The sequence below is a fragment of the Escherichia sp. MAL-1 genome, assembly GCF_052948035.1.
Genome location: NZ_CM129609.1, coordinates 3,434,880 through 3,447,194 on the forward strand (window position 1 = coordinate 3,434,880; position 12,315 = coordinate 3,447,194).

Below are 12,315 nucleotides of genomic sequence, written 5' to 3' on the forward strand. Positions count from 1 at the left end.
AGGTCCGGGTTTCATTCCCGGACTCACTATTTTAATGTGTATTTATCGCTTTCAATTCTTGCTGGCAATTTTCTGACTGGCAGCGTCGTAACTCAATAATCCCGACATGCATCATCGAGCCAAAAAATCCGCTTTCGCTGACATAATCCTCATTGACTATCGGTCGAGTGCCGGGCTTGCCCTGGCAAACCCGCATAAAAAATGAGGTGTAGCATTGCCAACCGGGATTTAAACCGACCTTTTCTTGTGCTGACATATTATGAAGATAAGTAAGTTCTTTTTCGTTCCCGCCTGACAACTGCCAGCGGCGGGTATTATCAGGTAAGTTATCACCACGGCAATTTGTCTTACACCGGGAAGGTGCAATATTTACCGCAATGCTACCCGTTAATCCTCTGGTTTTATCTTTAGGGGTCAGTAACCAGTCGCCAGCTAATGATGATTGTTCAGGTTGGGCGCATGCAGTCAGCAGTAATGTGGCGGTAATTAGTGACACTATGACGACCAGACTCCTGTTGGTCTTCATTGGGATTTCCTTGAGCTACTCAGTTTGTTGACAAAGTGTTCGTTGTTTTTGCCGGATGCGGCGTGAACGCCTTATCCGGCCTACAAAATCGCTTAAATTCAATATATTGCACCATCCTCGTAGGCCTGATAAGCGTAGCGCATCAGGCAATTCTGTGTTTGTCATACGTAAAAAAGGGCGATCTTGCGACCGCCCTTTTTTTATTAAATGTGTTTACGCGTTTTTCAGAACTTCGCTAACAATCTCAACCGCTTCTTTCTCAATCTGCTTGCGATGTTCTTCACCGAGGAAGCTTTCGCAGTAGATCTTATATGCGTCTTCCGTGCCTGACGGACGCGCGGCGAACCAGCCGTTGTCAGTCATCACTTTCAGACCGCCAATAGAAGCACCGTTGCCCGGAGCAGCAGTCAGGCGCGCGGTGATCGGGTCACCTGCCAGGGTGCTGGCGCTCACCATTTCCGGAGACAGCTTAGACAGCGCCGCTTTTTGTGCGGAAGTCGCAGCTGCCTGCAAACGGTTGTAGCTCGGCGCACCAAAGCGTTTTGCCAGTTCGTTGTAGTGTTCCTGCGGGTTCTTACCGGTGACAGCGGTGATTTCCGCCGCCAGCAGACACATGATGATGCCGTCTTTGTCGGTGGACCACGGCGTGCCGTCGAAACGCAGGAAGGAAGCCCCTGCGCTCTCTTCGCCGCCAAAGCCGAAGCTGCCGTCGAACAGACCATCAACAAACCATTTGAAACCTACCGGGACTTCTACCAGCTTACGACCCAAGTCATTGACCACACGGTCGATCATCGCAGAAGAAACCAGCGTTTTACCAACGGCAACATCTTTGCCCCACTGCGGACGATGCTGGAACAGGTAATTGATCGCCACCGCCAGGTAGTGGTTCGGATTCATCAAACCTGCCGGAGTGACGATACCGTGACGGTCATAATCCGGGTCGTTAGCAAACGCCAGATCGAACTTATCACGCAGTGCCAGCAGGCCCGCCATCGCACACTCGGAGGAGCAGTCCATACGGATCGCGCCGTCTTTATCAAGGTGCATAAAGCGGAAGGTTTGATCGACCTGATCGTTAACGATAGTCAGGTTGAGGTTGTAATACTCGCCAATGCGCTTCCAGTATTCGATACCGGAACCGCCCAGCGGATCAACGCCAAGCGTCAGGCCCGCTTTCTGAATCGCCGCCATATCAACGATATCGGCCAGCCCTTCCACGAACGGCTGCACCAGATCCTGCTCTTTCACATGACCGGATGCCATCGCTTCGTCGAGGGAGATACGCTTCACGCCTTTCAGGCCATCGGCCAGCAGTGCGTTGGCACGATCTTCCACCACTTTAGTGACGTTGGTATCAGCCGGGCCACCATTTGGCGGATTGTACTTGATACCACCATCTTCCGGCGGGTTATGGGACGGTGTAATAACGATACCGTCTGCCAGCGGGCCACCTTTTTTATTGTGAACCAGGATGGCATTGGAAACGGCAGGCGTCGGGGTGAAGCCATTGTTTTCCTGCACAATAACATCTACGCCGTTCGCTGCCAGCACTTCCAGAACGGAAATAAATGCAGGTTCGGACAGGGCGTGAGTATCTTTACCCACATAGCAAGGGCCAGTGATACCGTTTTTCGCACGTTCTTCAGCAATTGCCTGAGCGATCGCCAGAATGTGCGGCTCGTTAAAGCTGTGGCGCGCTGCACTGCCACGGTGACCGGAAGTACCGAATTTCACCGCGTGCTCCGCATTCCCTGCTTCTGGTTTCAGTACATAATATTGCGCCGTCAGTTGGGCGACGTTAATCAAATCACTCTGTTGTGCAGGTTGGCCTGCACGATTGTGGATTGCCATTGCTTTGTCCTTTGTCTGCAACGTTTTAGATAGTTCCGCAAACCTTCTCAATCAATTCCGCCGGGAATTGCATCGACTGCATGATGTGTTCGATCATGCTGCATTTACGGCCGGTGTTGGTGTTGGTGATCACCCAATACGGCGTGCCTGGCACATGTTTCGGCTTGGTCTGATTACCATTTTTCAGCAGCGTTTGTTCATCTGCCGCAAAGTAAACGCGTGTACGACCGTGCAACGATTCCGTTGCTTCGGCAAACGCCTGGGCGTCAAGAGAATATAGTGTAGACAACAGCAGCATAAAGCGATTGACCGCTCGCTTTTGCTCTGCGTATTCGTCCGAAAGCAGAAGTTCACGCATTGCGCGAACCTTGTCTTTAATCGTTTTGACCGGCTTCGCTTCGACGATAGCAGGTGACGCAACGCGAACCTCTTTCGTCACCGGAGCAGCAGGCTGTGATGCGGCGGAAAATTTCAACATACGCCGTAAAATGTCGGATGCGCTCTCGCCGATATGCTTAGTGTGGCTGGCAATATAGCTGTAGAGTTCATCATCAACTTCAATCGTTTTCATCTTAATCCAGTGCAGTGTCTTAGCTGAATACAAGTCGCCAGGAGTATATGAATAAATCCCGGCAGCGGATAGCGTCAAGCCTGGCTTGCAGAAAAACTCGGAATAAACCTTATTTGTTGCAGCCCTGTGGCACAATGGTCAACATAATACCCTAACCCGACAACGCGAAAAAAAGAACTTTGCCATGAAATTGAATATCCGCGCGCAAACTGCACAAAACCAGCACAATAATTCTCCCATCGTTCTTGTCCATGGTCTGTTTGGTAGCCTCGACAACCTTGGCGTACTGGCTCGCGATCTGGTAAACGATCACAATATCATCCAGGTTGATATGCGTAACCACGGTCTTTCACCGAGAGAGCCGGTAATGAATTACCCGGCGATGGCGCAGGATCTTGTTGATACCCTGGATGCACTGCAGATCGACAAAGCAACATTTATCGGTCACTCCATGGGCGGTAAAGCGGTAATGGCACTTACTGCACTGGCCCCCGATCGCATCGATAAACTGGTGGCGATCGATATCGCACCGGTCGACTATCACGTACGCCGTCATGATGAGATTTTCGCAGCTATCAACGCGGTCAGTGAATCGGACGCACAAACTCGCCAGCAAGCAGCAGCAATAATGCGCCAGCATCTTAATGAAGAAGGGGTGATTCAGTTTCTGTTGAAATCTTTTGTTGACGGGGAGTGGCGCTTTAACGTGCCGGTATTGTGGGATCAGTATCCGCATATTGTGGGTTGGGAGAAAATCCCGGCATGGGATCACCCTGCCCTGTTTATCCCTGGTGGTAATTCTCCGTATGTTAGCGAGCAGTACCGTGATGATTTACTGGCACAATTTCCACAGGCACGGGCGCATGTCATTGCAGGCGCGGGTCACTGGGTCCATGCTGAAAAACCAGATGCGGTATTACGCGCTATCCGTCGCTATCTCAATGATTAACGCAACTGATTAAAAACCCAGCGTCCGCGTCGCTTTCCGCGCGTGGGCGTTGGCGTGACTCATCGCGCTGATGTATTATGGCGCGCTATCCATCCGGGCAGAGGCCTGGCTGATTGTTTCCCCCGAAGTCACCAAGATCATGGCCAAAGAACAAACGGACCGTACGACATTAGATCTGTTCGCGCACGAGCGTCGACCGGGACGACCGAAAACTAATCCGCTTTCGCGCGATGAACAGCTGCGTATTAATAAACGCAACCAACTAAAACGCGACAAAGTACGTGGCCTTAAGCGTGTCGAACTGAAGCTGAACGCGGAAGCTGTCGAGGCGCTGAACGAGCTGGCGGAATCGCGCAATATGAGCCGTAGCGAACTGATCGAAGAGATGTTAATGCAGCAACTGGCGGCGCTGCGTAGTCAGGGCATCGTTTAAATTTCCACTTTCATGTAGCACAGTGTGCAGTCCTGCTCGTTTGCTGATTCCGCAAGACTGCCTGTTCTGCTATGATTGCCTTTATCCGTGGGCAATTTTCCACCCCCATTTCAATAAGTTTCAAGAGGTTATTTCACTCATGGCTATCACTGGCATCTTTTTCGGCAGCGACACCGGTAATACCGAAAATATCGCAAAAATGATTCAAAAACAGCTTGGTAAAGACGTTGCCGATGTCCATGACATTGCAAAAAGCAGCAAAGAAGATCTGGAAGCTTATGACATTCTGCTGCTGGGCATCCCAACCTGGTATTACGGCGAAGCGCAGTGTGACTGGGATGACTTCTTCCCGACTCTCGAAGAGATTGATTTCAATGGCAAACTGGTTGCGCTGTTTGGTTGTGGTGACCAGGAAGATTACGCCGAATATTTCTGCGACGCATTGGGCACCATCCGCGACATCATTCAACCGCGCGGTGCAACCATCGTTGGTCACTGGCCAACTGCGGGCTATCATTTCGAAGCATCAAAAGGTCTGGCAGATGACGACCACTTTGTCGGTCTGGCTATCGACGAAGACCGTCAGCCGGAACTGACCGCTGAACGTGTAGAAAAATGGGTTAAACAGATTTCTGAAGAGTTGCATCTCGACGAAATTCTCAATGCCTGATGTGATGCGGCGTAGACTCATGTCTACGCCGTATTAATAGATAATGCCAATCAAAATAATTGCTACAAATTTGTAACTTTTGCTGTTGTACCTGTACAATGTCCCGGTGTTCAAGTGGCCTTGCCGTTGTAAATGTAAGCTATGCCACGTTTTTATTAACAATATTTGCCAGGGACTTGTGGTTTTCATTTAGGCGTGGCAATTCTATAATGATACGCATTATCTCAAGAGCAAATTCTGTCACTTCTTCTAATGAAGTGAACCGCTTAGTAACAGGACAGATTCCGCATGACTGATAACAATACCGCCCTAAAGAAAGCTGGCCTGAAAGTAACGCTTCCTCGTTTAAAAATCCTGGAAGTTCTTCAGGAGCCGGACAACCATCACGTCAGTGCGGAAGATTTATACAAACGTCTGATCGATATGGGTGAAGAAATTGGTCTGGCTACGGTATATCGCGTACTGAACCAGTTTGACGACGCTGGTATCGTCACCCGCCACAATTTTGAAGGCGGTAAATCCGTATTTGAACTGACACAGCAACATCACCACGATCACCTGATCTGCCTCGACTGCGGCAAGGTTATCGAATTTAGTGATGATTCCATCGAAGCGCGTCAGCGTGAAATTGCCGCAAAACATGGCATTCGCCTGACTAACCACAGTCTCTATCTTTACGGTCACTGTGCCGAAGGCGATTGCCGCGAAGATGAGCACGCGCACGAAGGCAAATAAGCCAGCCTGAACGAGAAAAGCCAACCTGCGGGTTGGCTTTTTTATGCAAGGGAAATAAGAAAAGCGAGAGTTACAGCTCTCACTTATTTGTTATTACTGCGAATTTCCTGCCAGACCTTATCACAATCGGCTTTCACCGCCTGATCATTTCCGGTTTGCGTTGCACGCAGACACTGCTGATAATCCAGTACGCGGACACTTTCCTGGTCGGCAAACTGCTGATGTTGTTTCTCTTTCTTCAGCACGTTTAACACGCTCTGGCAGGCTTCAATTTTTTCCGGCGAACCTTGCGCGGTGTTGATACAGGCGCTGTATGCCTCTTTCAGACGGCTGTCTTCCTGTGGTGCGGTTGATTGCGCACAAGCTACCAGCCCCGATGCCATCATGGCGATGAGAATCAGTTTTTTCATAGCAAATTCCTCAAACGTGCGGCAGGCACAAAACCTGCCGCGTCGGGCATCAGAAGATGGTGAATGGTGCGATTACCATAAATTTTACGTCACGCTCATCCTGGAAGATGTTGCCGTAACCACCGCCCCAGCTTGGGATGTCGGAGTGGTTGTCGTATTCGGTGAAGTGCAGTTTGAACATCGTGCCTTTGGCGCGACCGTCCTGAATGGTATAGACCGCATCCAGGCTGTATGCAGACTCTTCAATAGTCCGGTTTTTGTCGTAGTACGCATCCGGATTGCTCTGCCAGGTCGCAGGTTTAGCATCCCATGCGTAAACGTAGGAAGCGCCGATGGCGAAGCCTGGAAGATTCCAGTTTTTCAGGTCATACATCGCACCGAAGAAGACTGCTTTTTCGCCGTTGGCGTTGAAGTCAGAACGGTTGTCCCACCAGATATCCAGGCGACCGTTTGAGGAAGCGTAGGTTGGAGTCATACGTTGCAGGAAGTATCCCTGCTGACCGTCAGCCTTAACCCAGGTGCCTTCGAGGCGCAAATCCACTACGTCAGCCGCCCGGTAACCAAAGGTCAACGCCTGCAGCCAGGCGGTGCCGTCATAAAGGTCGTTGACGCTGCGATCGTCAACTTTATCGCGGGTACCGTAGAACTGGTAGCTGGTGGTTAACGGGCTACCGGCGATATCAAATTTGTAGCTGGCTTTGGCAAAATATTGATCGATATACCCTTCCGCCTGACCAAAAGCCGCTTCCAGTACGAAGTTATTTTTGAAGTCGTATTTCGCCCCAAGGGAGTGCAGATAATCAACTTTGGTGGTTTTATCGTTCTGATAAAACTCATCCATTTCCAGATGCCACGGCGCTTTGTATTCGTTGGTCCACATGTAGGAGAAACTCAACGCACCGGCATCGCCGTAATCAAAATTCGCTCCGGCTTCCGCACCCTGATAAGTACCCGGCATAAAGCTCCAGTGAGGCGCTAACAGCGTCTGACCGGTTGGCTGAATATAACCTGCCCTCGCCCAAACCGGACCGTATTTAAATTTGGCCGCTGCTTTATACAGGCTTATACCGCTTTTGTCGCCGGACCAGTCTTCGTCATAGGCTTTATTACTTTTTGAAAACGCGATTTCGTTCGGGTGAGAGCTGTCGCCGTTTTCCGCCATTTCAATCGCCGTAAACGCGGCAATATCAAGGCCGAACATATCAGCAGCATAACCAGACTGAAAATCGAGGTTGGCATTCCAGGTGGAGTGAGAAAGGTTGGTTTTGTATTTGTCGCCGTCGGTAACATCTTTACGGTCGCGTTCACGCTGCCAGTAATATATACCGCCGGTTAAGGTTGAATCGTCGATGAATCCTTCGGCGCGAGCCTCCGGCATTGCCATAAAGCCCGACATTGCTGTAACACCGGCGATAGCCAGCGCCAGCGTACTACGTTTGCCACTAAACGTACGCATGGGTTAATCCTCTTTGACGTATAAATTGCTGCACCAAAGGTGAACAGCGAAAAAATAAAAATTAAAAAAGTAGCGTTGAGAAAAGTCTCGCTGACTACAGGAACAGACTATTTTTCGCGACGCGAATTATCAATCTCTTTCTGTAACCAGAATGTAAGAACATGAGCAACCGCACATATTTTGATGATTTTTGTTACAAGGCTTAAGTTTGCGGTTGAAAGGCTTGCAGAAGAATAAAAGCGTGAAATTCCAGCAAGATGAAAGCGGTTACATTTTATTTAATTATGTTTTGTTATTTTAAATTTATTTTATGGATAAATTGCGAAGCGGAATTAATTCGCGAAGAAAAGTAGAAAAAACGCCGCTGAACGCGGCGTTTTGGATTGTTTGTTGTTTCTTGCCGGATGCGGCGTGAACGCCTTATCCGGCCTACAAAAGCACGCAAACTCAATATATTGCAGAGATCATGTAGGCCTGATAAGCGTAGCGCATCAGGCAATTTAGCGTTTGAAACTGTTTGTCTGTTCCTTGCCGGATGCGACGTAAACGCCCCATCCGGCATAGCGAAACTTAAAATTACTCGCCTACTTTCGCCCAGGTATCACGCAGCCCAACGGTGCGGTTAAATACCGGTTTTTCCGCCGTAGAATGGCGGCTATCGAGGCAGAAGTAACCTTCACGCTCAAACTGGAATGCTTTACCCGCAACCGCATCTTTCAGCGACGGTTCAGCAAAGCCCTGTTTGATCACCAGCGATTCCGGGTTAATCACCGACAGGAAATCATCCGCAGCACCTGGGTTAGGCACGCTGAACAGACGGTCATACAAACGGATTTCAACCGGCAGCGCATGTGCCGCGCTCACCCAGTGAATAACACCTTTGACTTTACGACCATCTGCCGGATCTTTGCTTAAGGTATCGGCGTCATAAGTACAGAAGATGGTGGTGATATTACCTTCGGCATCTTTCTCGACGCGTTCTGCCTTAATCACATAAGCATTACGCAGACGCACTTCTTTACCCAGCACCAGACGTTTGTACTGCTTGTTAGCTTCTTCGCGGAAATCGGCGCGATCAATCCAAATCTCACCGCTAAACGGCACCTGACGGCTGCCCATTTCCGGTTTGTTCGGATGGTTCGGCATGGTAACCATTTCGCCTTCGCCCTGATAGTTTTCGATAACCAGTTTCACCGGATCGATAACCGCCATTGCGCGCGGCGCATTTTCGTTGAGATCTTCACGGATGCAGGATTCCAGCGACGCCATCTCAATGGTGTTGTCCTGCTTGGTCACGCCGATGCGTTTGCAGAACTCACGAATAGAAGCCGCAGTGTAACCACGACGACGCAGACCGGAAATGGTCGGCATACGCGGGTCATCCCAGCCTTCAACGTGCTTGTCGGTCACCAGCAGGTTCAACTTACGCTTGGACATCACGGTGTATTCCAGATTCAGGCGCGAGAACTCATACTGGCGCGGGTGAACAGGAATCGTGATGTTGTCCAGTACCCAGTCGTACAGACGACGGTTGTCCTGGAACTCAAGCGTACACAGAGAGTGCGTAATACCTTCCAGGGCATCGCTGATGCAGTGGGTGAAGTCGTACATCGGGTAGATGCACCACTTGTTGCCAGTCTGGTGGTGTTCAGCAAATTTAATACGGTACAGCACCGGATCGCGCATCACGATAAACGGTGAAGCCATGTCGATTTTCGCACGCAGGCAGGCTTTACCTTCTTCAAAACCACCGGCACGCATTTTTTCGAACAGCGCCAGGTTCTCTTCAACGCTGCGGTCGCGGTACGGGCTGTTTTTACCCGGTTGCGTCAGGGTGCCGCGGTATTCGCGGATCTGTTCCGGCGTCAGTTCATCAACGTACGCCAGGCCTTTATTGATCAGTTCGATCGCATAGGCGTGGAGCTGATCAAAATAATCGGAGGAGTAACGGACGTTACCAGACCAGTGAAAACCTAACCACTCTACGTCGTTTTTGATCGACTCAACATACTCGATATCTTCTTTTACCGGGTTAGTGTCGTCGAAACGCAGGTTGCACTGGCCTTTATAGTCCTGGGCGATCCCGAAGTTCAGGCAGATAGATTTCGCATGGCCAATATGCAGATAGCCATTCGGCTCCGGCGGGAAACGGGTGTGTACTGTGGTGTGCTTACCACTGGCCAGATCTTCATCGATGATCTGACGGATAAAGTTAGTCGGGCGGGCTTCTGCCTCACTCATCGTGGATTCCTCAAAGCGTAAACAACGTATAACGGCGTATGATCTTATAAGCGGGACAGGCTGACAACTGTTAGTTTTTTAAAATTGATAATCTAACAAGGATTATGGGGATGATTGATGAAAAAAAAAGCGGCAGAGAAGATCTCCACCGCTTGTCATTGTTGGATGCGACGCTCAAGCGTCGCATCAGGCATAAAGCAGATTACTTTTTGATTTCATACAGCGGTGTTTGACCCGCCACAACATGGCCCTGAGCTTTAATGATCAAGCCACTGAAATCGTCGATATTGCTGCAAACCACCGGGCTAATCATCGAGCGGGCGTTAGCGTTCAGGTAATCCAGATCCATTTCCAGAATCGGTTGCCCTGCGCTTACCTGCGCACCCTCTTCCACCAGACGTTTAAAGCCTTTACCTTCCAGCGCTACGGTGTCGATACCCATATGGACGACGATCTCCGCGCCTTTTTCGGTTTCCAGGCAGAACGCGTGGTTGGTGTTGAAGATTTTCACGATTGTCCCTGCGGCTGGTGATACGACGATTTTATCTGTCGGTTTCACCGCCACACCGTCACCCACCGCTTTGCTGGCGAATGCTTCGTCAGGAACCTGATCCAGTGCCACGACATCACCGGTAATCGGCGATACCAGCTCCGCGATAGATACCGCGTTTGGTACAGCCTGCGGTTTTGCTACAGGCGCGGCAGTTGCCGGAGTTGCTTCAGCTGACGCAGCTGCTACCGGACCGCGGGCAACAACTTTCTTCATCGCATCGCCGATGGATTCTGCTTTCGCGCCAACAATCACCTGAATAGTCTGTTTGTTCAGTTTTACTACACCAGAAGCACCCAGACGTTTACACATCGTATCGTTAACGCGGGCAGAGTCAGCCACTGTAAGGCGCAGACGGGTGATACAGGCGTCAATTGCTTTCAGGTTGTCAGTGCCGCCAACCGCAGCAATATAGTTGGTCGCCAGTTGATTGAGGCCTTCTTCAGTGTTGCTGTTGGCTTCTTCAGTAACGATCTCGTCTTCTTTATCTTCACGACCCGGCGTTTTCAGGTTGAACATGCGGATAACCAAACTGAACACCACGAAGTAGATAGCGAAGAAGACAACACCCATCACCAGCAGCATCCAGACGTTCTGGCTGGCGGCCGGCAGGTTATACATCAACGCGTAGTCGATAGCCCCCGCAGAGAAAGAGAAGCCAGCATGGATACCCAGCAGTGTTGCCACAAACAGGCTGATACCGGTCAGCAGTGCGTGCAGGAGGTACAGCAGCGGTGCAAGGAACATGAACAGGAATTCCAGCGGCTCAGTCACACCGGTCAGGAACGCAGTAACAGCAACAGAAAGCAGCATCCCGCCAACCATCGGACGACGCTCTTTCGGTGCTGCGAAGTACATCGCCAGCGCCGCACCCGGCAGACCGAACATCATAATCGGGAAGAAGCCGGACATGAACATCCCCGCGGTGCCGTCACCGGCATAGAAGCGGTTGATATCACCGTGGAAAACCGTACCCGCCGCGTTGGTGAATTCACCAATCTGGAACCAGGCGATGGTGTTCAGCACCTGATGCAGACCGGTTGGGATCAGCAGACGGTTGATGAAACCAAAGATACCGGAACCCAGCGCGCCCGCAGAAACGATCCACTCGCCTCCTGCATGGATAGCGTGCTGTACCGGCGGCCAGACGTAACCAAAAATGGCCGCCAGCACCAGGCAGAAGAAGCCGGTGGCAATCGGCACAAAGCGTTTGCCGCCGAAGAAACTCAGGAAGTCCGGCAGTTTAATATCGGACCAACGGTTATAGGCTGCGCCACCAACCAGACCGGTAATGATACCCGCCAGTACACCCATGTTAATTTCTGGGTTGATGGTCACCATCGCTTTGGTTAACACAAAGTAACCTACCGCACCCGCCAGCGCCGCCGCACCTGCGCTGTCTTTCGACCAGCTGGATGCCACACCGATGGCGAAGATTAATGCGAGGTTATCAAAAATCGCACCGCCCGCCTGGGCAATAAACGCAACGTTAAGTAAATCTGGCTGACCGAATCGCAGCAACAGTGCCGCCACCGGCAGCACCGCAATAGGGAGCTGTAACGCCCTACCGAGTCGCTGGAAAAAACCTAAAATATTCATCTTATTCCCCCTACGAGAACCCTATTTGGCTCGTTTAAAGCCGTATTTTTATTTTGCTGCAAATTGTACTGCCGATGTTCTGTAATCAGATTGTTAGATCATCTGCTACAGAGTGTGTGAAAATTTAATTCGTATCGCAAATTAAACGCGTGTCTTTTGTGAGTTTTGTCACCAAATATCGTTATCATCACTCCCTTTTACTGGCTAAACCAGAAAACTTATTTTATCATTCAAAAAATCAGATCGGATTGACGCCTGTCTGCGCAAATCCAGGTTACGCTTAAAGATGCCTAATCCGCCAACGGCTTACATTTTACTTAT

At 50.4% G+C, this 12,315-nt stretch carries 13 protein-coding genes; 6 read left to right on the plus strand and 7 right to left on the minus strand.

Features of this window, described 5'->3' with window-relative positions; translation table 11 throughout:
- Positions 1 to 31: 31 nt before the first annotated feature.
- From ACU8XX_RS17145 to seqA, 3 genes are all read right to left on the minus strand, one after another.
- Positions 32 to 526, minus strand: a complete 495-nt coding sequence (locus tag ACU8XX_RS17145) for a hypothetical protein (protein WP_000856355.1) — start codon at positions 524 to 526, stop codon at positions 32 to 34.
- A 213-nt stretch (positions 527 to 739) separates the two neighbouring features.
- A complete protein-coding gene (gene pgm / locus ACU8XX_RS17150; protein ID WP_001297249.1) occupies positions 740 to 2,380 on the minus strand; it encodes a phosphoglucomutase (alpha-D-glucose-1,6-bisphosphate-dependent) in 1,641 nt (546 codons plus the stop codon).
- A 25-nt stretch (positions 2,381 to 2,405) separates the two neighbouring features.
- On the minus strand, positions 2,406 to 2,951 hold the full coding sequence (seqA, locus tag ACU8XX_RS17155) for a replication initiation negative regulator SeqA (protein WP_000848387.1): 546 nt from the start codon (positions 2,949 to 2,951) through the stop codon (positions 2,406 to 2,408).
- Between the two features lie 184 nt (positions 2,952 to 3,135).
- Here seqA and ybfF point away from each other — a divergent pair, with 184 nt between their 5' ends.
- The 5 genes from ybfF (at position 3,136) to fur (ending at position 5,738) form a co-directional block, all read left to right on the plus strand.
- Entirely contained in the window at positions 3,136 to 3,900 is a 765-nt protein-coding gene (gene ybfF / locus ACU8XX_RS17160; RefSeq protein ID WP_000773301.1) for an esterase, read from the plus strand.
- A gap of 139 nt (positions 3,901 to 4,039) precedes the next feature.
- Positions 4,040 to 4,333 carry a LexA regulated protein gene (gene ybfE, locus ACU8XX_RS17165; RefSeq protein ID WP_001300829.1) on the plus strand — a complete coding sequence of 98 codons (294 nt, stop codon included), beginning with the start codon at positions 4,040 to 4,042 and terminating at the stop codon, positions 4,331 to 4,333.
- 139 nt (positions 4,334 to 4,472) lie between these two features.
- The gene (fldA, locus tag ACU8XX_RS17170) at positions 4,473 to 5,003 is read left to right on the plus strand and encodes a flavodoxin FldA (RefSeq protein ID WP_240765225.1); all 531 of its coding nucleotides are present in this window, start codon (positions 4,473 to 4,475) and stop codon (positions 5,001 to 5,003) included.
- 209 nt (positions 5,004 to 5,212) lie between these two features.
- On the plus strand, positions 5,213 to 5,299 hold the full coding sequence (gene uof / locus ACU8XX_RS17175; protein WP_001406816.1) for a fur leader peptide: 87 nt from the start codon (positions 5,213 to 5,215) through the stop codon (positions 5,297 to 5,299).
- Positions 5,292 to 5,738 carry a ferric iron uptake transcriptional regulator gene (gene fur / locus ACU8XX_RS17180; RefSeq protein WP_000131702.1) on the plus strand — a complete coding sequence of 149 codons (447 nt, stop codon included), beginning with the start codon at positions 5,292 to 5,294 and terminating at the stop codon, positions 5,736 to 5,738. The genes uof and fur overlap by 8 nt, the downstream gene beginning before the upstream one ends.
- An 83-nt stretch (positions 5,739 to 5,821) precedes the next feature.
- Here fur and chiQ read toward each other — a convergent pair whose 3' ends face one another.
- The 3 genes from chiQ to glnS all read right to left on the minus strand — a co-directional run bounded on the left by chiQ (position 5,822) and on the right by glnS (position 9,845).
- Complete coding sequence (gene chiQ / locus ACU8XX_RS17185) at positions 5,822 to 6,148, minus strand: ChiQ/YbfN family lipoprotein (RefSeq protein WP_000733592.1); 327 nt, start codon at positions 6,146 to 6,148, stop codon at positions 5,822 to 5,824.
- Between the two features lie 49 nt (positions 6,149 to 6,197).
- A complete protein-coding gene (gene chiP, locus ACU8XX_RS17190) occupies positions 6,198 to 7,604 on the minus strand; it encodes a chitoporin ChiP (RefSeq protein ID WP_001258839.1) in 1,407 nt (468 codons plus the stop codon).
- Positions 7,605 to 8,180: 576 nt separating this feature from the next.
- Complete coding sequence (gene glnS / locus ACU8XX_RS17195; RefSeq protein WP_001287154.1) at positions 8,181 to 9,845, minus strand: glutamine--tRNA ligase; 1,665 nt, start codon at positions 9,843 to 9,845, stop codon at positions 8,181 to 8,183.
- 110 nt (positions 9,846 to 9,955) lie between these two features.
- Here glnS and ACU8XX_RS17200 point away from each other — a divergent pair, with 110 nt between their 5' ends.
- Positions 9,956 to 10,078: a hypothetical protein gene (locus ACU8XX_RS17200; protein WP_001297734.1), complete on the plus strand. Its 123-nt coding sequence runs from the start codon at positions 9,956 to 9,958 to the stop codon at positions 10,076 to 10,078.
- On the opposite strand, the gene nagE is transcribed toward ACU8XX_RS17200, so the two are convergent.
- Entirely contained in the window at positions 10,048 to 11,994 is a 1,947-nt protein-coding gene (nagE, locus tag ACU8XX_RS17205) for a PTS N-acetyl glucosamine transporter subunit IIABC (protein WP_001023104.1), read from the minus strand. The genes ACU8XX_RS17200 and nagE overlap by 31 nt on opposite strands.
- Positions 11,995 to 12,315 lie beyond the last annotated feature (321 nt).